Source organism: Streptacidiphilus pinicola (assembly GCF_003258295.1).
In the GTDB taxonomy this organism is placed as follows: Bacteria; Actinomycetota; Actinomycetes; order Streptomycetales; family Streptomycetaceae; genus Streptacidiphilus; species Streptacidiphilus pinicola.
The window spans coordinates 133,090-152,067 of sequence record NZ_QKYN01000037.1 but is presented as its reverse complement, the minus strand read 5'-3'; the positions used below and the strand labels follow the sequence as shown (position 1 = coordinate 152,067).

Annotated in this window: 16 protein-coding genes; 6 read left to right on the top strand and 10 right to left on the bottom strand. The window is 73.3% G+C overall.

What is annotated here, in order from left to right:
* Positions 1-4: 4 nt before the first annotated feature.
* The 5 genes from DN069_RS09995 to DN069_RS09975 form a co-directional block, all read right to left on the bottom strand.
* Positions 5-1,033 carry a hypothetical protein gene (locus tag DN069_RS09995; RefSeq protein WP_111500527.1) on the bottom strand — a complete coding sequence of 343 codons (1,029 nt, stop codon included), beginning with the start codon at positions 1,031-1,033 and terminating at the stop codon, positions 5-7.
* Positions 1,027-3,210 carry a hypothetical protein gene (locus DN069_RS09990; protein ID WP_133259876.1) on the bottom strand — a complete coding sequence of 728 codons (2,184 nt, stop codon included), beginning with the start codon at positions 3,208-3,210 and terminating at the stop codon, positions 1,027-1,029. The genes DN069_RS09995 and DN069_RS09990 overlap by 7 nt, the downstream gene beginning before the upstream one ends.
* Before the next feature lie 229 nt (positions 3,211-3,439).
* Positions 3,440-4,426 carry an acyl-CoA dehydrogenase family protein gene (locus tag DN069_RS09985; RefSeq protein ID WP_111500525.1) on the bottom strand — a complete coding sequence of 329 codons (987 nt, stop codon included), beginning with the start codon at positions 4,424-4,426 and terminating at the stop codon, positions 3,440-3,442.
* The gene (locus DN069_RS09980) at positions 4,426-5,595 is read right to left on the bottom strand and encodes an acyl-CoA dehydrogenase family protein (protein WP_111500524.1); all 1,170 of its coding nucleotides are present in this window, start codon (positions 5,593-5,595) and stop codon (positions 4,426-4,428) included. The genes DN069_RS09985 and DN069_RS09980 overlap by 1 nt, the downstream gene beginning before the upstream one ends.
* Positions 5,595-6,440: an enoyl-CoA hydratase gene (locus DN069_RS09975; protein ID WP_111500523.1), complete on the bottom strand. Its 846-nt coding sequence runs from the start codon at positions 6,438-6,440 to the stop codon at positions 5,595-5,597. The genes DN069_RS09980 and DN069_RS09975 overlap by 1 nt, the downstream gene beginning before the upstream one ends.
* Positions 6,441-6,640: 200 nt before the next feature.
* Between DN069_RS09975 and DN069_RS09970 the strand changes: the two genes are divergently transcribed.
* The 3 genes from DN069_RS09970 to DN069_RS09960 are packed head-to-tail and all read left to right on the top strand — an operon-like array spanning position 6,641 to position 9,216.
* The gene (locus tag DN069_RS09970) at positions 6,641-7,420 is read left to right on the top strand and encodes an SDR family oxidoreductase (RefSeq protein ID WP_111500522.1); all 780 of its coding nucleotides are present in this window, start codon (positions 6,641-6,643) and stop codon (positions 7,418-7,420) included.
* 13 nt (positions 7,421-7,433) lie between these two features.
* Complete coding sequence (locus DN069_RS09965; protein WP_111500521.1) at positions 7,434-8,027, top strand: TetR/AcrR family transcriptional regulator; 594 nt, start codon at positions 7,434-7,436, stop codon at positions 8,025-8,027.
* Between the two features lie 31 nt (positions 8,028-8,058).
* Positions 8,059-9,216, top strand: a complete 1,158-nt coding sequence (locus DN069_RS09960; RefSeq protein WP_111500520.1) for an acetyl-CoA C-acetyltransferase — start codon at positions 8,059-8,061, stop codon at positions 9,214-9,216.
* A 21-nt stretch (positions 9,217-9,237) separates the two neighbouring features.
* On the opposite strand, the gene DN069_RS09955 is transcribed toward DN069_RS09960, so the two are convergent.
* From DN069_RS09955 to DN069_RS09935, 5 genes are all read right to left on the bottom strand, one after another.
* On the bottom strand, positions 9,238-9,939 hold the full coding sequence (locus DN069_RS09955; protein WP_111500519.1) for a Clp protease N-terminal domain-containing protein: 702 nt from the start codon (positions 9,937-9,939) through the stop codon (positions 9,238-9,240).
* Positions 9,940-10,018: 79 nt separating this feature from the next.
* Positions 10,019-11,086, bottom strand: a complete 1,068-nt coding sequence (locus DN069_RS09950) for an NAD(P)H-dependent flavin oxidoreductase (RefSeq protein WP_111500518.1) — start codon at positions 11,084-11,086, stop codon at positions 10,019-10,021.
* Positions 11,083-11,835 carry a CoA-transferase subunit beta gene (locus tag DN069_RS09945; protein ID WP_111500517.1) on the bottom strand — a complete coding sequence of 251 codons (753 nt, stop codon included), beginning with the start codon at positions 11,833-11,835 and terminating at the stop codon, positions 11,083-11,085. The genes DN069_RS09950 and DN069_RS09945 overlap by 4 nt, the downstream gene beginning before the upstream one ends.
* Entirely contained in the window at positions 11,832-12,698 is an 867-nt protein-coding gene (locus tag DN069_RS09940; RefSeq protein WP_243639056.1) for a CoA transferase subunit A, read from the bottom strand. The genes DN069_RS09945 and DN069_RS09940 overlap by 4 nt, the downstream gene beginning before the upstream one ends.
* A complete protein-coding gene (locus DN069_RS09935) occupies positions 12,695-13,468 on the bottom strand; it encodes an enoyl-CoA hydratase family protein (RefSeq protein WP_111500516.1) in 774 nt (257 codons plus the stop codon). The genes DN069_RS09940 and DN069_RS09935 overlap by 4 nt, the downstream gene beginning before the upstream one ends.
* A 61-nt stretch (positions 13,469-13,529) precedes the next feature.
* Here DN069_RS09935 and DN069_RS09930 point away from each other — a divergent pair, with 61 nt between their 5' ends.
* The 3 genes from DN069_RS09930 to DN069_RS09920 all read left to right on the top strand — a co-directional run bounded on the left by DN069_RS09930 (position 13,530) and on the right by DN069_RS09920 (position 18,940).
* Positions 13,530-14,324: an SDR family oxidoreductase gene (locus tag DN069_RS09930; protein WP_111500515.1), complete on the top strand. Its 795-nt coding sequence runs from the start codon at positions 13,530-13,532 to the stop codon at positions 14,322-14,324.
* Positions 14,321-15,232 carry an SDR family oxidoreductase gene (locus tag DN069_RS09925; RefSeq protein WP_111500514.1) on the top strand — a complete coding sequence of 304 codons (912 nt, stop codon included), beginning with the start codon at positions 14,321-14,323 and terminating at the stop codon, positions 15,230-15,232. Before DN069_RS09930 ends, DN069_RS09925 begins: the two co-directional genes overlap by 4 nt.
* A gap of 108 nt (positions 15,233-15,340) precedes the next feature.
* On the top strand, positions 15,341-18,940 hold the full coding sequence (locus tag DN069_RS09920; RefSeq protein WP_111500513.1) for a DUF4132 domain-containing protein: 3,600 nt from the start codon (positions 15,341-15,343) through the stop codon (positions 18,938-18,940).
* Positions 18,941-18,978 lie beyond the last annotated feature (38 nt).

Here is an 18,978-nt window from a genome sequence, read left to right as displayed (position 1 = left end):
CGGATCAGCCGCGGGCCGCGGCGAGGCGGCGCCTGCCCAGCAGGTGCTCGCCACGGTCATTGGTGATCTGCACCTTCGCCACGGCGTCCGGCGCCGACCACGCGTAGCCGGCCAGCCCCGCGGCGGTGGCCACGGCCGCCGTCAGCGCCTCCGTGGTGGCGGCGTGCCAGCGGCTGTCCGCTGTGAGCGCCACCCGGATCACCGCCTGACGCCCCGCCGGCGGCGGATGCGCGGCGAACCAGGCGAGGCCCGCGCCCACGGCGTCGGCCGGGTCGGCCGCCGGTGGCGCGTCCCAGACGACGTCGAGCCGGTGCTCGGCGTCCAGCAGCACGCCGTCGTCGTCGACCTGGAACGCCACCGAAGGAGAGACGTCGACCGCCCCGAGCCAGGCTCCGCCCGCCTCGGCCGTCGCGGCGGTGACCTCCCGCAGGAACGCGTTGAGCCGGGCCGAGTTCCGCGAGGCCAGGCGGCGGTTGTCCAGGAAGTCCCCGTCGGCGCCCAGCAGGTCGTAGGGCGCCGGGTTCCACGGGAACCAGATGTTGCCGCCGGGCACGACCTCGCACCGGTACGGGCCGGACCGCCCCTCGTCGTCCAGGAGCTGACGCCCGCGCAGCTCCAGCGGGACGACGGTGGTGTCGTAGCGGTGGGTGAACACCGAGGGCAGCGCGGTGAGCGGCGACATCGTCTCCGCCTCGACCTCGCCCACCCGGCCCTCGGCCAGGTCGACCGCGAGGACGGCGGAGACGTCCAGCCACAGGCCCTCGTTGAAGACCACGCCGGGGATCAGCTCCTGGTAGGGCAGGGCCCGCTTCAGCCGGTCGGGGTGGTCGTCGAGGAAGTCGGCGAGGAAGCCGTCCCGCTCGGCGCGGTAGTCGAGCGCCCGGACGGCGCGCACCCGGTAGACCCGGTGCCGCTCGCCGGACTCCAGCACCCGGCGCTGCCACGCGCGCAGCGCGTCCACCGGGTGCCCGTCCGGGAACTCCAGGGCCCAGCACAGCGACTCGTTCTCGTAGGTGAACCAGGGGTTCAGCACGGCACTCCCACGGCCTTCAGATCGGTCCACTCGTGGACGCCGGTGCCGTTGACGACGACGAGCAGGTCGGCGAGCGGCTTGCCGTCGGCGCCGCACAGGTTCCGCATCGCCTGCTGCAGGCGCTTGGACAGCTGGCGTTCCAGGCCCGCCTGGTCGGCGGTGTAGATGCGCGGGTCCACGGTCGGCTCCAGGTAGATCTGGATGATTCGCTGGAAGCCGGGCGGGGCCTGCTCGGGGATGCCCGTCGCGACCTCGACGCCGCCGAGGCCGTTCAGCTGCTTGCCGGCCTCACCCAGCCGCTTTCCCAGCATGCTGTCGGAGGTGACGGTCTTGATCTGGTAGGCGCGCTGCACCGGCCGGCCGCCCACAGTGCCCTCGAAGATGATGTCGGTCTTCGCCTTCGCTCCATTCTGCTCGTAGACCCCGTCGTACCAGATCTTCGCCTTCGGATCCGTCAGGAACAGCTGCGTCACCTGCTCCAGGACCCGCCGGTTGCCGATCTGCTCGACGCCGCCGGGCGTCGGCGCCGGGGTCTGCCCGGAGGGCAGGGTCTCCTGGCCGATGTCGGTGCTCAGGAGCCGGTAGAGGTCCTTGGGGTTCTGCAGGCCGTCGGAGGACGAGAGCACGGACAGCTCGGGCAGGAATCCCCGGGTGGTGGCCATGTCGAGCACCTCCAGGGCCTGCTGGTTGGTGGCTCCCGCCTGGTCGGTGAGCAGGTCCAGCATCCGCACGGCCGTGGGCTGGTAGATCGGATCCAGGGAGGTGACCTGCAACTCCTTCGACGGGTCGAGTTGGCGCTTCTGCAGTCGCTCGGCGGCCGCCGGATCGGGACCGTCCTGGCTGGGGGAGAAGAGCCACGCCTTCACGTAGACGGTGACCTGCGGACCTCCCGGCTGGGCCTGGTTCGGGTAGCTGAACTGCCGGGTGACCGTCGCGCCCGGCTGCACCGTCCCCAGCGTGAGGGCCGTCTGCGCCAGGCCGGGGGAGACCGAGACGAACGCGGTGGCCTGGGCCGCGCGACCGCCGGTGTTGGTGACCTGGATATCGGCGCTGCAGGTGGGACTGGTGCACAGGGGCTCGGGCGGCAGCTGCGCGGAGAACGCGGCGGGCGGCGGCTGCGTGACCCGGCCGTCACCGCCACCCGTGGGGCTGCCGCTCGGCGAGCTGGTGGCCGTCGCGACGGCTGAGGGCACGGCGGCGGCCTGAGCGGGAGCGGCGGGCTGTGGCTGGATGAAGACGTAGGGCGAGTAGCTGGAGTCGTCGACGGGCACCGCGACCGGACCGCTGCCCGCCGTCAGCAGCGCGGCGGACGAGACCCCGGGCGTGCCGGTGGAATCCGACGCCGAGGGTCCCGGGGACGTCGGAACGCCCGCGGAGCCGCCGCTGCCGACGCTCCCGCCCAGCCCGAGCACCTGGTGCGGCGATCCGGTGCTGATCAGCACGGTCCAGCCGCCGGCCGTGAAGCTCGTGGCCGCCTGCCCGTGGACGGTGCCGGCGTCCTGCGGGGTGGCGGTCGGGTCGTTGACGACCCGGGTGACCAGCCGGGCCAGCGCGGCCGGGGTCAGCTGGGAGACGTCCAGACCCAGATCGGTGGCGGGCTGGGTGGACGTGACCCAGTGTCCGACCGCGGACCCGACGTCGTTCGGGGTGTGCGTGCCCCAGTAGGAGTCGTCGCCGCGCAGCAGCGTCCGGCTACTGGTCGAGGCCAGGTCGGCCGTCGAGTCCAGCGGGCCGTGGACGGTGCCCGTGGCCAGACCGGCGGCCGTGACCGTCAGCTGGGACCGTGTCACCGCCCCGTCCGTGCCCTCGAAGGTGGTGGAGAGCTGCACGGCCGGCAACGCGGCCAGGGTCTGCGCGGCCGCCCGCCCGTCCGCGCGCGGGTCGGAGCCGCCGGGCCACACCCACCAGCCGACGCCGCCGACGACCAGCAGGAAGGCCGTGAGACCGGCGACCACCCACGTCCGGCGCGGCCGGCGCGCGGGTGCCGGTCCCGCGGCGGGACCGAGTGCGGGTCCGATGGCCGGACCGAACGGCGGAACGGGCTGCCGCGGCGGCGGCACGGGTCCGGGAGTCATGAGTGGCGGCGGGCCGAATCCGGGCGGTGCGGCGGGCGGTGCGGCGGGCGGCGCCGGTGGCCGCTGGGCTCCCTCGTCCTCGGGCGTCAGATGGTCGGTCACTGCCTACTCCCCCTCGTAAGCGTCCAAGCTGATGGGACGAGGATGCGGGAAGGCCCGTGACGAGGCCAGATCTTCCGTCGGTCATTTGTGACTGGCCCTCACGCCCGAAGACTTCCGGCGTGGGCAGAGCGGTTCCTGCTCCGCGCCGAGGATGTCGACGGCGAAGCGGCGCGCATGGGGGATCCGCGGCCAGGTGCTGGAGCTGTGCGCGGGGCAGAAGACCGAGGAATCAGCCCAGGTCCGCCAGGACGCGGGCGCGGCAGGCGGACGGGGTGCCCCAGGCGGAGCGCAGCGCCCGGGCCTTGGTGAGCCACAGCGAGAGGTCGTACTCGGCGGTGTAGCCGATCGCGCCGTGCAGCTGCAGTGCCGTGCGCGCGACGGCGTAGACGGCCTCGCCGCAGGCCACCTTGGCGGCGGCGACGTCGGCGGGCTCCAGGGTCAGCGCCGCGCCGAACAGCAGCGGACGGGCGAACTCCAACCGCAGGAGCGCGTCCGCGAGTTGGTGTTTCACCGTCTGGAACGAGCCGATCGGCACCCCGAACTGGGCCCGTTGCTTCACGTACGCGGTCGTGCGCTCCACCAAGGCCTGGCCCACCCCCAGGGCCTGCGCGGCGGTGGCGAAGGCCGCCAGGCCGGCGGCGTGCGCGGCCGCCTCGGTCACCTCCGGGCCGCGCGCCACGACGCTGCCGCCGACCGGTCGGGACAGGCGGCGGGCCGGGTCGACCGAGGGTTGGACCGGTCCCGACTCCCGGGTCAGCAGCAGCCGGTCGCCCTCGCCCTCGCTGTCGACCACGAACACGGCGTCGGCCGCGTCCGCGTCGAGCGCGTAGGGGCCCGCGGCAGGCAGGCAGAGGGACAGCCGGGCCTCCCCGGCGGCGATGTGCGGCAACCACTCCTCGGCCGCCGCGGCGACGCCGAGCCGGTCGAGCAGTGCGGCGGCGGCCACGGTCTCCACCAGCGGTCCGGGCACGGCGTGCCGGCCCAGTTCGACGAAGGCGGCGGCGAGTTCCACCGGGAGCAGGCCGAGTCCTTCGTACTTCTCCGGGACGGCCAGGGCGAAGACCCCGGCCTCGGCCAGCCGGCCCCACAGCAGCCGCCCCGGGCCGTGGTCACCGGTCGACCAGGCGCGCACGACCGCCGGGGTGTCGCCCGCCGCGAGCAGTCGGTCCAGCGTCCGGGCGAACTCCCGTTGCTCGGCGTCGAGCAGAAACTGCATCAGCGGCGTCCCTTCGGCAGGCCGAGCAGCCGCTCGGCGATGATGTCGCGCTGGATCTCGTTGGTGCCCGCGTAGATGGGGCCGGCCAGCGAGAACGTCCAGCCCTCCGCCCAACCGCCGTGAGCGGGGGCGTCCGACGCCGCGTCCGACAGCTCGCCCAGCGGACCGAGGAGATCGAGCGCGGTCTCGTGCAGGGCGATGTCGAGCTCGGACCAGTAGACCTTGTTGAGGCTGGACTCGGCGCCGATGTCCGCCCCCTGAGCCAGCTTTGACGCATGGGCGTAGGTGAACAGCCGGTAGGCGCGGGCGCCGATCACCGCGTCCGCGACCCGGTCGCGCAGCGCGGTGTCGGCCGGGTCGGCCTGCTCGCGCCAGAGCGTCACCAGTCGGTCGGCGGCCGCGGTGAAGCGGCCGGGGCTGCGCAGGGTCAACCCGCGCTCGTTGCCCGCCGTGCTCATCGCCACCGCCCAGCCCTGGCCGGGCTCGCCGATCACGTCCTGGTCGGGCACGAAGACGTCGTCGAGGAAGAGTTCGGCGAAGGCCGGCTTGCCGTCCAGTCGTCCGATCGGCCGGACGGTCACGCCCGCCGCGTCGAGCGGGAACATCAGGTAGGTCAGGCCCCGGTGCGGCCGGTCGGCGCCCGGATCGCTGCGGAACAGGCCGAAGGCGCGGTCGGCGAAGGCGGCCCGCGAGGACCAGGTCTTCTGCCCGTTCAGCAGCCAACCGCCGTCCACCCGGGTGGCGGTGGAGCGCAGCGAGGCCAGGTCGGAGCCGGAGCCGGGCTCGGACCAGGCCTGGGCCCAGATCACCTCGCCGCTCGCCATCGCGGGCAGGATCCGGGCCCGCTGCTCCTCGGTGCCGTGCTCGAACAGGGTGGGGGCGAGGAGGTTGATGCCGTTCTGGTTGACCCGCCCCGGCGCGCCCGCGGCGAAGTACTCCTCCTCGAAGACCAGCCACTGCACGACCGAGGCGCCGCGCCCGCCGTAGGGCTCGGGCCAGGAGACCACCGACCAGCGGTCGGCCGCCAGTTCGCGCTCCCAGGCACGGTGGGCCGCGAAGCCCTCGGCGGTCTCCAGCGAGGGCAGCGGAGCGGCGGGCAGGTGGGCGGCGAGCCAGGCCCGCGCATCGAGCCGAAAGGCGTCCTCCTCGGCGGTGAAGGCGAGGTCCATCACTGAGCCGCCTTCTTCATCGCCGCGATGTCCATGCCGCCGAGCGAGTCGGTGGCGGTCTCGGCGTTGTGGGCGTGGGCGAGGTGGTGCAGGCCGAAGACGGAGTCCATGCCGCTGTGCAGACCCTGGAGGTCCTCGGCCTGGTTGACGGCCCGCTTGGTCAACGCCAGGCCGAGGCGCGGCATCTCGGCGATCTTCTCGGCCAACTCCAGCGTTCGCGCCGTCAGTTCCTCGCGCGGCACGACCCGGTTGACCATGCCCAGCTCGTGGGCGCGCTGCGCGCTCATGCGCTCGCCGGTGAACAGGAACTCCTTGGCGACGCGCGGCGGCATCACCCACGGGTGGGCGAAGTACTCCACGCCGGGGATGCCCATCCGCACCACCGGATCGGCGAAGAAGGCGTCGTCGGAGGCGACGATCAGGTCGCACACCCAGGCCAGCATCAGCCCGCCGGCCACGCAGGCACCCTGCACCGAGGCGATCACCGGCTTGGGCAGCTCACGCCAGCGCCGGCACATGCCGAGGTAGACCTCGGACTCGCGCGCGTAGCGGCTCTCCGCGCCGGACTTGTCGGAGTGGTCCCACCACAGGCCGGCCCGCCTCTCGAAGGGCAGATGGGCGTCCCGTCCGGGCGTGCCGATGTCGTGTCCGGCGCTGAAGTGCTTGCCCGCGCCCGCGAGGACGACGACTTTGACCTCGTTGTCCTCCGCGGCCCGGTAGAAGGCCCGGTCCAGGGCATAGGTCATCGCGGAGTTCTGGGCGTTGCGGTAGTCCGGGCGGTTCATGGTCACCACGGCGACAGGCCCTTGCCGGGTGTACTGGACCGTCTCCTGCTCCTGGGCCATCCTGCGGCTCCCTTCCCTAACAAGTGTTTGGTAGGTTAACGTACGCCCAGTCGGTCGTCGAGAGCCAAGGCCGAGAGGTAAGGAGCTGAGATGACCAGCGACGGCGTCTCCCGCTCGGACACCGTCTACGCCGGCAGCAACGAGATCCAGCGCAAGCTCATTGCCGAGCGGGTGCTCGGCCTGCCCAGGGAGCCCCGCCCATGACCCCGCCTTACGTCCCCGCCCACGGACTGCTGGTCGGCCGCACCGCCGTGGTGACCGCCGCCGCCGGAGCCGGCATCGGCGGCGCGACCGCCCGCCGGCTGCTGGAGGAGGGCGCGCGCGTCGTCATCGGCGACGCCCACGCCCGAAGGACGAAGGAGACCGTCGACGAGCTCGCCGCGGGGTTCGGCGCGGACCGGGTGGCCGGCCGCGCCTGCGACGTCACGGACGAGGAGCAGGTCGCCGCCCTCTACGACCTCGCCGAGGCCCGCCACGGGCGGCTCGACATCGTGGTCAACAACGCCGGCCTGGGTGGCACTGCCGAACTCGTCGACATGACCGACGAGCAGTGGGACCGCGTCATCGACGTCACCCTCAACGGCACCTTCCGCTGCACCCGCGCCGCGCTGCGCCGGATGAAGACTGGCGGCAGTGGCGGAGTGATCGTCAACAACGCGTCGGTGATCGGCTGGCGCGCCCAGGCCGGTCAGGCCCACTACGCCGCCGCCAAGGCGGGCGTCATGGCGCTGACCCGGTGCGCGGCCATGGAGGCGGCCGCCTACGGGGTGCGCGTCAACGCCGTGTCGCCGAGCCTGGCCATGCACCCGCACCTGGTCAAGGTCACCACCCCGGAACTGCTGGAGGAGCTCACCGCCCGCGAGGCCTTCGGCCGCTACGCCGAGCCGTGGGAGATCGCCAACGTCATCGTCTTCCTGGCCAGCGGCTACTCGTCGTACATGACGGGGGAGACCGTGTCCGTCAGCAGCCAGCACCCCTGAGGCAGCGCCACCCATGAGCCCCCCTTCTCCCGCCCGCCGCGGCGAACTGCTCGGGATCGCCGCGGAGGTCTTCGCCGAGCAGGGCTACAACGCGACCACCGTCCGCGAGATCGCGGACGCCGCCGGGATGTTGGCGGGCAGCCTCTACTACCACTTCGACTCCAAGGAGTCGATGCTCGACGAGATCCTCGCCGGGTTCCTCGACGAACTCTGGGCCGGCTACGACGGCGTCCTCGCGGCGGGCCTCGGCCCGCGCGAGACCATCGAGGCGCTCGTCACCGCCTCGTTCCGGGAGATCGACCGGCACCGGTCGGCGGTGGCGATCTACCAGCGCGAGGCCAGGAACCTGGCCGTTCAGCCGCGCTTCGGCTATCTCGCCGAGTCGCAGCGGCAGTTCGAGCGCGCCTGGCTCGGCACCCTCGAACGCGGCCTGGCCGGCGGCTCGTTCCGCGCCGACCTCGACGTGCGCCTCACCTACCGGTTCATCCGCGACACCGTCTGGGTCGCCGCCTCCTGGTACCGGCCCGACGGACAGCACAGCCCCGAGGTGATCGCCCGTCAGTACCTTTCCATGGTGCTCGACGGCATCACCCCGCGTCCCTCCTGATGTACGACGCCCACGACAAGGAGCAGCACCGATGCCCGAGGCCTATATCGTCGAAGCCGTCCGCACCCCCGTCGGCCGGCGCGGCGGCGGACTGTCCGCCGTGCACCCCGCCGACCTCGGCGCCCACATCCTCAAGGCCCTGATGGAGCGCTCCGGGGCCGACCCGGCCGCCGTCGAGGACGTGGTCTTCGGCTGCCTGGACACCGTCGGCCCGCAGGCCGGCGACATCGCCCGCACCGCCTGGCTCGCGGCCGGTCTGCCCGAGGAGGTGCCCGGCGTCACCGTCGACCGCCAGTGCGGCTCCTCCCAGCAGGCCGTCCACTTCGCCGCCCAGGCCGTCATGTCCCGCACCAGCGACCTGGTGGTCGCGGGCGGCGTGCAGAACATGTCCCTGATCCCCATCGCCTACGCCAGCCGTCAGGCCGCGACACCGCTCGGCCTGACCGACGGCCCGTTCGCGGGCAGCGAGAGATGGCGTGCCCGCTACGGCGACCAGCCCGTCAACCAGTTCAACGGCGCCGAGCTGATCGCCGCCAAGTGGGGTGTCACCCGCGAGGCGATGGAGGAGTTCGCGCTCCGCTCCCACCAGCGGGCGATCCGGGCGATCGACGAGGGCCGCTTCGACCGCGAGGTCGTCCCCTTCGGCGACGTCCGGCACGACGAGGGCCCGCGCCGCGACACCACCCTGGAGAAGATGGCCGGCCTGAAGCCGCTCGTCGACGGCGGCCGGCTGACGGCCGCGGTCTCCTCGCAGGTCTCCGACGGCGCGTCGGCGCTGCTGCTCGCCTCCGAACGCGCGGTGCGCGAGCACGGGTTGACCCCGCGCGCCCGGATCCACCACCTCTCCGTCCGCGGCGAGGACCCGATCCGGATGCTCTCCGCGCCGATCCCGGCCACCGCCCACGCGCTGAAGAAGACCGGCCTCACCCTCGACGAGATCGACCTGGTCGAGATCAACGAGGCCTTCGCCTCCGTCGTCCTCGCGTGGCTCAAGGAGACCGGCGCGGACCCGGAGAAGGTCAACGTCAACGGCGGCGCCATCGCCCTCGGCCACCCGCTGGGCGCCACCGGCACCAAGCTGATGACCACGCTGCTCCATGAACTGGAGCGCACCGGCGGCCGCTACGGCCTGCAGACCATGTGCGAGGGCGGCGGCCAGGCCAACGTCACCGTCATCGAGCGGCTCTGACGCACGGGGCGCAGGCCGCGGTCAACGGCCGCGTGCGGCCCGCCGGTCGGCGACCTCGGTCCTGACCGTCTCGTGGAGCCCGTCCGAGGTGAAGCCCAGGCCGCGCAGGATCCGCGCGGCCGGGCTCCCCTCGCCGCGGATCAGGCCCAGCAGGGTGTGCTCGGTGCCGACCCAGTCGTGGCCGAGGTCGGCCGAGGCGCGGCGCGCCTGGTCGATGGCCTCCTTGCTCTCCGGCCGGAACGGGATGTGACCCCGCAGCGCCTTCTCCCCGGCCGGCGCCATCGCCTCCTCGATCGCCTCGCGCACGCGCTGCTCCGAGCCGGCCTTGGCCACCAGCATCTCGTAGGCGAGGCCCCGGGGTTCGCCGAGCAGGCCGAGCAGCAGGTGTTCGGTGCCGATGAAGTCGTGCCGGTGCGTGCGGGCGGCCTCCTGCGCCAGCACGATGCCGTGCCGGTTCAGGTTGGTGAACCCCTCGAACGCGGAGGGCGTGTGGCGCTGCTGCGCGGCCTGCTTGGACACGCCGATGGCGTCGCCGATCTCGGTCCAGGACGCGCCGTTCTGCTTGGCCTTGCTGACGTAGTGGTCGATGAGCTGGTCGCCGAGGTCGGACAGGGTCTGGGCGCGAAGCCGCGCCTCACTGATGCGGCTCAGGTCGTTGGCGTCCCGGAGTTCCTCGTCGAGACGTGTGATCAGGTCAGCGAGATTGATGTCGAGAGGGCTCATGCGTCAAGAGTAAGTTGACGCTGGCCCGCCCGTCAAGATGAAATTGACGATGGCGTGGAGCGGTCACTCCGGTGGACCCTCAACCCCGGCCCGGCAGGGCGGCCAGGGTGTCGGCGGCCTGGGTCATGATCCGTTCCACCAGCTCCTTGCACGACGGCAGGTCCTCGATCAGGCCCGCCACCTGGCCGGCGGCCATCACGCCCAGGTCCGGGCGGCCGTCGACCATCGCGGCCTTGAGCATCATCGGGGTGTTGGCGGCCAGCAGGATCTGGCTCCAGGTCAGCTCCTTGCCGTGTTTCATCGCCAGGCCGTCGCGGACCATGCCGGACCAGGTCATGCCGGAGATCCGGCGGAACGCCGCGGCGTGCCGCACCGCGCGGAGCAGCGCGGCGGCGCGGCCGGAGCGTTCCAGGCCGTCGACCAGTTCCGTGCGCAGCATCCGGTGCGGGAGGCCGTCCACCTTGGTCGTGACGGTGACGTCCTGGACGGTCGCGGCGAGGTAGCGGGCCTTGACGACGTCCGGGACTGTGGAGTCCGAGGTGAGCAGGAAGCGGGTGCCCATGGCGACCCCGGCCGCGCCGTACGCCAGCGCGGCGACCAGCCCGCGCCCGTCCTGGAAGCCGCCCGCCGCGATCACCGGGATGTCGACCGCGTCGACGACCTGCGGCAGCAGCACGGTGGTGGCGACGGCGCCGGTGTGTCCGCCGCCCTCACCGCCCTGGACCACCACGGCGTCCGCGCCCCACGCGGCGACCTTCTCGGCGTGCCGCCGGGCGCCGATGGACGGGATGACGACGACCCCGGCGTCCTTGAGCTCGGCGATCAGCTCGCGGGAGGGGGCCAGGGCGAAGGAGGCGACCCGCACCCCCTCCTCGATGATGATCCGCACCCGGTCCCGGGCGTCGCTCGCGTCCGCCCGCAGATTGACGCCGAACGGCGCGTCGGTGCGTTCCTTGACCTCGCGCACCGCCGCGCGCAGGTGATCGGTCGTCATGGTGGCCGAGGCGAGGATGCCGAGCGCGCCGGCGTTCGCGGTGGCCGAGACCAGGCGCGGGCCGGCGACCCAGCCCATGCCGGTCTGCACGAGCGGATGGCGGACGCCGACGAGCCTGGTGAGGGCGGTCTCGAAGCCCCCGGCGGAGTTCACGCGCGCACCTCGCGCTCGCGCAGCCCCTTCGGATCGATCACCTCACGGATCAGGCGCAGCTCCGACTCGCTGGGCTCCCGGGTCGTCGGCACCTGCTCCGGCACGGCCAGCGGGAAGCCGGTCGCGGCCTGCACCTGCTCGACGTCGACGCCCGGGTGCAGCGAGCGGACCCGCATGGTCCGGTCCGGGGTCTCGAAGTCGAAGACGCCGAGATCGCTGACGACGACGCGCAGCCCGTGGAAGCGGCTCGCGGCCGGCCCGGCGGCCGCCGCCCGGTCGAAGCCGACCCCGCACACCATGTCCACCGCCGCCACGAAGACCCGCGGCGAGTGCTTGGGGATCCAGTAGCTGGTCGGGTTGTTGACGGTGTTGACCGGTGCCCCGCGCACGCCGAGCAGCTGGCGGGTGGGCCGGGGCCAGTCGCCGATGCAGGAGATGTTCTGGTTGCCGTGCCGGTCGATCTGGCTCGCGCCCATCATGACGTGCCGCCGTCCGCCCGCCACCATGGACAGGTGCTGCCGGTAGGGCAGCCAGCCCTCGACCACCTCGGCCTTGGCGCCGACCGCGGGGACGTCGCCGATGAACATCGCCTCCCCGTCGGTCAGCAGCAGGTCGGGGGAGAAGGTCAGCCGGGCGAGCCGGGCGCCGATGGTGGGCACGGTGCCCATCGGGGTGGCCAGGATCTCGCCGTCGCCGCGCCATGCCTCGGCGCAGGCCACGACGCAGTACTCGGCGCGGGTGGTGGTCATCGCTGCGCCTCCTGGCGGAAGTTCGTCACGGCGGCCTGGTAGGCGTCCTCGTCCCCGGAGAGGAAGCGCCGCTCGAAGGCGGCCCACGCCTCCGGATCGGCGGCGGCCTGCGCGTAGGCGCGTTGGAAGGCCTCGTCGCGGTCGTAGTCGGGCGCGCAGGAGGTGAAGTGGGCGCCGTTCGGCGTCTCCACGACCCCCGTCACGTCGGCGCGCTTGATCAGCAGCGTCTGCGGCGCGCCCGCCTTGAGCAGGTCGGCGGTGTCGACGATGCGCTCGCAGGACAGGTAGGCCTGCTGCGCGGCCGCGCAGAACAGGTCGTCGAAGTACGGGTCCGGGCCGAGGTACTGGCCGTTGCCGCGGGCGTCGGCGGCGTTGACGTGGACCAGGGCCGCGTCCAGCTCCAGCGCCGGCACGGCGACCAGCTCCTCCCCGTCCGCGTACGGCGAAGTGACGGTCCGCAGCTGTGGGTTGACCCGCAGGACATCGGAGCCGAGACCGGCCCGGGTGGGCAGGAAGGGCAGGCGGTGGGCGGCGGCGGTCAGCCCCCACATGAACATCGACTCGTCCAGCTCGACGAGGTCGAAGGCGCCGCGCTCGCGGGCCGCGCGGAAGTGCGGTTCCAGCGGGATCGAGTCCAGGGTGACGAAGGCGGTCACCAGCTTGCGGATCTTCCCGGCGGCGGCGAGCAGGCCGACGTCGGGGCCGCCGTAGGAGACCACCGTCAGATCGGTGACCTCGGACCGGAGCAGGGCGCGGACCAGGGCCATCGGCTTGCGACGCGAACCCCAGCCACCGATGCCGAGCGTCATCCCGCTCTCCAGGCGGGAGACGACCTGATCCGGCGTCATGATCTTGTCGCTCAACGCTCTTCCTCCTTGCCGGCACCGGCGGCGCTGCCGGTCACGAAGGCTTCCCGGTGGCGGTCGGCCACGCCACTGAGGTTGGCCTCGAAGGTGAACCCCTGCTCGAAGCGGTAGCTGCGGCGGACGTCCACCGGATCGATGCCGTTGATCGCGGCCTTGGCGAGCCGGATCAGGTAGCCGTCCTTGGTCGCGATCTCCCGCGCCAGCTCCAGTGCGGCGTCCGCCAGCTCCTCGCGCGGCACGACCTGCCAGACCGAGCCGTGCCGGTGCAGCTCCTGGGCGCTGACGGTGCGTGAGGTGTAGTACAGGGTGCGCATCAGGTGCTGCGGGACCAGCCGGGCGAGGTGGGTCGCCGCGCCGAGTGCGCCCCGGTCCAGCTCCGGCAGGCCGAAGGCGGCGTCCTCGCTCGCCACGATCGCGTCCGCGTTGCCCACCAGGCCGATGCCGCCGCCCAGGCAGAAGCCCTGCACGGCGGCCACCACCGGCACCTCGCACTCGTAGACGGCGGCGAACGCCTCGTAGCAGCCGCGGTTGGCGCCGATCAGCGCGTCGTGACCGGCGGAGCGCTGCATCTCCTTGATGTCGACGCCCGCGTTGAAACCGCGCCCGGCGGCGGCCAGGACGACGCAGCGCACCTGCGGGTCGGCGCCCGCGGCCCGGACGGCGCTGGCGAGGTCGTACCAGCCCTGCACCGGAAGGGCGTTGACGGGTGGGAAGGCGACGGTGACAACGGCCACGCCCTTTTCGGGCGCCGAGGTGGAGACAGCCATGGCGGGATCAGCTACCTTTCAACCAAACATTTGTTAGGTGTGAAGGTACGGGAGGAGACGGATGCCCGCAACGGATCTGTCCGAACAGGTCGCGCTCGTCACCGGCGGCACGCGAGGCGTGGGCGCCGGCATCGCCCGCGCCTTCCTCGCGGCGGGCGCACAGGTCGTCGTCTGCGCCCGGCGGCCACCGGACGCACCGGTCGAAGTCGACGGCAGGACGGCCCGGTTCCTCCGGCTCGACCTGCGCGACCCTTCGGCCGTCCGGGAGGGCTTCGACCAGGTCGCGCAGGAGTACGGACGCCTCGACGCGCTGGTCAACAACGCCGGCGGCACGCCCTTCGGCCTGCTCGGCGACGCCGACCCGGTCCGCCAGGCGCGGATCGTCGAGCTCAACCTCGTCGCCCCGCTGAGCGCGTCGCTCGCCGCGTACCAGGTGATGCGCCGGCAGAAGGGCGGCGGCAGCATCAGCATGATCGGGAGCGTCAGCGGCACCCGTCCGTCCCCCGGCACCGCCGCCTACGGCGCCGCCAAGGCGGGCCTGGACAACCTCGCCCGCTCGATGGCCGTGGAGTGGGCGCCGGAGGTGCGGGTCAACACCGTCGTGCTCGGCATGGTCCGCACCGAACTGTCCCACCTGCACTACGGGGACGAGGCCGGCATCGCCGCCGTCGGCCGCACCGTCCCGCTCGGCCGGCTCGCCGAGCCCGCCGAGGTCGGCGACGCCTGCGTCTTCCTCGCCTCCGACCGCGCCCGCTACATCAGCGGCGCGAGCCTCCACGTCCACGGCGGCGGCGAGCGCCCCGCGTTCCTGGACGCCGCCACCGTCAACAACCCGCACGAAGGAGAGCAGACATGACCGAGCTCAGCGCCGGCCGCGTCGTCGTCGTCACCGGAGCGGGCCGCGGCCTCGGCCGCGCCCACGCGCTCGCGTTCGCCGCCGAGGGCGCCAAGGTCGTGGTCAACGACCTCGGCGTCGGCCTGGACGGCACCCGCGGGGAGGAGACGCCCGCGCAGCACGTCGTCGAGGAGATCCGCGCGCTGGGCGGCAAGGCGGTGGCCGACGGTTCCGACATCGCCACCGCCGACGGCGCCCAGGCACTGGTCGCCACCGCGCTCGACGCCTTCGGCCGCCTCGACACGCTGGTCAACAACGCCGGCTTCCTGCGCGACCGGATGCTCGTCAACCTCGACGAGGACGACTGGGACGCCGTCATGCGGGTCCACCTCAAGGGCCACTTCCTGCCGCTCAAGTACGCCGCCGCCCACTGGCGCGCCGAGGCCCGCGAGGGGCGCACCCCGGCCGCCCGCGTCGTCAACACCAGCTCCGGCGCGGGCCTGCTGGGCAGCGTCGGCCAGGGCAACTACTCCGCCGCCAAGGCCGGGATCATCGGACTCACCCTGGTCGCCGCCGCCGAGATGGGCCGCTACGGGGTACAGGTCAACGCGATCGCCCCGGCCGCGCGCACCCGCATGACCGAGCAGGCCTTCGCCGACGCCATGGCCGCGCCCACCGCTGGGGCCTTCGACGCGATGGCGCCCGAGAACGTCTCCCCACTCGTGGTCTGGCTCGGCTCGGACGCCTCGGCCGGGGTCACCGGCCGTGTCTTCGAGGCCGAGGGCGGCCGGATCACCGTCATGGAGGGCTGGCGCCCCGGCCCCACCGCCGACAAGGCCGCCCGCTGGACCCCCGCCGAGGCCGGTGAGGCCGCCCGCACCCTCCTCGCCAAGTCCGAACCACCCCAGCCCGTCTACGGCGCGCGCTGATCAGGTGCTCCGGGGGGATCGTCTGTCAGAGCCCGCCGTTAGGGTGACGCCGACTGATCACCGGTTGGGTCCTGCACCCGGTGTTCGCCATGGCGTGGAGGAGGAGCGGTGCGGCGCTGGGAGCTGGTCGGTGGCGGGTCGTCGAAGTTCTGGGAGGCGGCGGTCGAGGGCGTGAACGTGACGGTGCGTTATGGACGCATCGGCACGGAGGGGCGCACCCAGGCGAGGGAACTCGCCTCCGCCGAGGCGGCGGAGGCGCACTTCGCCAAGCTGGTCGCCGAGAAGGAGCAGAAGGGCTACACCGAGGCCGCCGCGGCGGCGTCACCCTCCGGCCCGGAGCCGGTCGATCAGGATGGCCCGGAGGCAGGGCTGCCCGACGAGGACACGTTCGTGATGCCGAGTTCGTGGCGCCGCCTGGTCCTGCCGCGGCGCGGCGGGGCGCTGCGGACCGTCGCCGCCCCGGCGGCCGACGCGGCGGCCCGGCTCCAGGAGCGGACCGACGGCGAACTGGCCTGGATCGAGCAGGTGTTCAGCAGCAGCGAGGCCCATCCGACGCTGGTGCGCGCGGGCCGGGCCTTCCTGGCGGGGGAGGCCGACCCGCTCGGGGCCGCCGTCGTGCCGTGCGTCATCACCCAGCACGGAGCCGAGGACGCCCTCGCCGTCCAGTGCGTCGACGGCTGGACGGCCCTGCACGGGCTCCCGTTCGCCGCCCGCGCCGTCGTCGCGGCCTTCGACGTCAACTGCGGGTGGCGAGGGTACGGGCAGCGCCACCTGCCTCCGCTGCTGCTGCGGGGCGAGACCGACAGGTTCTCCACGCACATCGTGCTGCCCCTGGCGGACCGGCTGCGCGCGCTGCTGGCCACCGCCGACGAGGAGGCCTACCGCGAGGCCGTCCTCGCCCTGGAGGAGTGCCGCACCACGCCCCGGCGGCGCGCGGTGGCGGCCTATCTCGCACCCGGCACGCCGGGGTGGATGGACGCGTGCCTCGCGGACGAGCCCGGTTACGGCGCGGCCGGAGTCGACCTGCGCCTGCTGCTCCTGTCCGCTCTCGACGACCCGGCGCAGCTGGATCGGCTCGGGCCCGCTCCCCAACTCGGCTGGCGCGCCTGGACCACCGGACTGATCGCCACCCTCGCCGACGGTGTGGGCACGGCCTGTGCGGGGCTTCTGGACGTGGCCGTCGACCGCGCCGGGGACGCCGATCACCGCCGCAGCCTGATCACGGCGGTCACCCGCTTCCCCACGGACGAGGCGTTCCGGCTGCTGCTGGACCGGCTGGACGACAAGCTGGTCCGGCCGGCGGTCCAGGAGGCCATGCTGCGCTATCCCCGCAGGGCCACGCGGCTGCTCGCCGAAACGGTGCTCAAGGACGGGAAGAACGCGCCGGCGGCACGTCAGCTCCTCAACACCCACGTGATGCTCCACAGCGCGCACCTGCCGGAGCTGCTGCAGCAGCTCGACGCGGCCGAGGCGGAGCTGGTCCGTTCGCTCGACGGGGCCCGTGAGCGGGTGGCCGAAGCAGCCCCCGAGGCGCTGCCCCCGCTGCTGGTGACGCCGCCCTGGACCCGCAAGCGAGCGCCGGCCAAGGCGCGGGTGCTGGCCGGGCTCGAACCCGACAGCACCTCGACCGTGACCTGGCGGGAGGGTGAGCGCGAGCGGTGGTCGGTGCTCGACTACGCGGCGGGCTGGAGGTACCCCCCGCAGTCGACGGACTGGGCCCAGGAGGCGGCCCAGCGCCTCGGGCCGAGCGGCAGCCTCTGGCAGGCGGCCATCCTGCTCCACCAGGGGCCCGTCGACGTACTGGCGCCGTGGGTGGAGCAGTGGCGGCCCGAGGAGCTGTGGGGTGGCAGCGACTGGCTTCCCGCCGTGGTGGCCAAGTACGAGTCGGCGGCCGTCACGATGGCGGTCTGGGTGGCGGAGCGTCAGCCGGCGAACCTCGGGCGGCTGCTGATGCCGGTCCTCGACGTCAGGGCGGCTCGGGTGATGGCGAGCGCCCTGGTCCGGCTCAAGTCGATGCAGGTCACAGCCCGTTCCTGGTTCGCCCGGCACGGGATCGCCGCCGGGCTGCTGATGGTTCCCGACGCGGTCGGCCGGGCGGGAGCCCCGCGCCGGGCGGCGGAGCAGGCGCTGCGCACCGTGGCGGCCGAGCAGGGCGCCGAGACGGTCCTGGCCGCCGTGGCCGCCCGCTACGGTGACGAGGCGGCACAGATCGTTGCCGCGGCGCTCAGCGCCGACCCGCTGGAGAACGCGCTGCCGGCGCGGATGCCGGAGCTTCCCGCCTGGGTGCAGCCGGCCGTGCTGCCGCAGATCCTGCTCCACTCGGGCGAGGCGCTGCCCGAGGCCGCCGTCTTCCACGTGCTGACGATGCTCGCGCTGTCCAAGCCGGGCGAGCCGTACGCCGGCCTCGCGGTCGTCACCGACAGCTGTCGTGCCGACTCGCTCGCCGCGTTCGTCTGGGCACTGTTCGAGGAGTGGCGCCAGGCCGCGATGCCGGCCAAGGAGAGCTGGGTCCTGCACGCGCAAGGCACCCTTGGCGACGACGGGACGGTGCGCCGGCTCACGCCGATCCTGCGTGACTGGCCCGGGCAGGGCGCCCACCACCGCGCGGTCGAGGGTCTGGACGTCCTGGCCGGGATCGGCACGGACGTGGCCCTGCTGCACCTGCACGGCATAGCCCAGCGGGTGAAGTTCAAGGCGCTCAAGGTGCGCGCCCAGGAGAAGATCGCCGAGGTGGCCGAGGGCCTCGGGCTGACCGGCGACCAGCTGTCGGACCGCCTGGTCCCCGATCTCGGCCTGGAGTCGGACGGCACCACCGTCATCGACTACGGCCCGCGCCGGTTCACGGTGGGCTTCGACGAGCAGCTGCGTCCCTTCGTACTGGACGCGGACGGCAAGCGCCGCAAGGATCTGCCTGCCCCCGGGGTCAAGGACGACCAGGAGCTCGCCCCGGCGGAGCGCAAGCGCTTCATGGGGCTGAAGAAGGACGTCCGCACCATCGCCTCCGACCAGATCCGCCGCCTGGAGGCGGCGATGGTGGCGCAGCGGACCTGGACGGCCGGCGAGTTCCGTGAGCTGTTCGTGCGGCACCCGCTGGTCTGGCACCTGGTGCGGCGCCTGGTCTGGCTCGCCGACGCCGCCGAAGGCGGGGCGCCCACGGCGTTCCGCGTGGCCGAGGACCGCGGCTTCGCCGACGTGAACGACGACGAGTTCGTGCTCGCCGAGGACGCGACCGTCCGGCTGGCTCATCCGCTGCACCTGGGCGACGCCCTCGCGCCCTGGTCGGAGCTCTTCGCCGGCTACGAGATCCTGCAGCCGTTCAACCAGCTCGGCCGCGCCGTCCGGCACCTGACGCCGAAGGAGGCGAACGCCAACCGCCTTGAGCGGTTCGAGGGCTGCACCGTGCCGGTCGGGCGGCTGCTCGGCCTGACCAAGCGCGGCTGGGAGCGCGGGGAGCCGCAGGACGCGGGCGTCGAACGCTGGTTCTCCAAGAAGCTCGCTGACGGCTGCTACCTGGTCATCGAGCTGAGCATGGGGATCGCCGTCGGCATGGTCAACGAGTTCCCGGACCAGACCTTCGAAACCGTGTGGCTGGCCGCCTCACCCGGGGACCACATGCCGCGGTGGGACTACACCCACCTGTTCGGCGACCTCGACCCGATCGCCGCGTCCGAGCTGCTCGCCGACCTCGAGGCGGTGACGGCCCCGTGACCGCCGTCGAGATCCGGACCACCCGACCGTCGCCCAGC

Bases quoted from the DNA above. Each gene is read 5' to 3' on its own strand.
- DN069_RS09985 (WP_111500525.1), bottom strand. From the start codon at position 4,426: ATGCAGTTTCTGCTCGACGCCGAGCAACGGGAGTTCGCCCGGACGCTG.
- DN069_RS09980 (WP_111500524.1), bottom strand. From the start codon at position 5,595: ATGGACCTCGCCTTCACCGCCGAGGAGGACGCCTTTCGGCTCGATGCG.
- DN069_RS09975 (WP_111500523.1), bottom strand. From the start codon at position 6,440: ATGGCCCAGGAGCAGGAGACGGTCCAGTACACCCGGCAAGGGCCTGTC.
- DN069_RS09970 (WP_111500522.1), top strand. From the start codon at position 6,641: ATGACCCCGCCTTACGTCCCCGCCCACGGACTGCTGGTCGGCCGCACC.
- DN069_RS09965 (WP_111500521.1), top strand. From the start codon at position 7,434: ATGAGCCCCCCTTCTCCCGCCCGCCGCGGCGAACTGCTCGGGATCGCC.
- DN069_RS09960 (WP_111500520.1), top strand. From the start codon at position 8,059: ATGCCCGAGGCCTATATCGTCGAAGCCGTCCGCACCCCCGTCGGCCGG.
- DN069_RS09955 (WP_111500519.1), bottom strand. From the start codon at position 9,939: ATGAGCCCTCTCGACATCAATCTCGCTGACCTGATCACACGTCTCGAC.
- DN069_RS09945 (WP_111500517.1), bottom strand. From the start codon at position 11,835: ATGACCACCACCCGCGCCGAGTACTGCGTCGTGGCCTGCGCCGAGGCA.
- DN069_RS09935 (WP_111500516.1), bottom strand. From the start codon at position 13,468: ATGGCTGTCTCCACCTCGGCGCCCGAAAAGGGCGTGGCCGTTGTCACC.
- DN069_RS09930 (WP_111500515.1), top strand. From the start codon at position 13,530: ATGCCCGCAACGGATCTGTCCGAACAGGTCGCGCTCGTCACCGGCGGC.
- DN069_RS09925 (WP_111500514.1), top strand. From the start codon at position 14,321: ATGACCGAGCTCAGCGCCGGCCGCGTCGTCGTCGTCACCGGAGCGGGC.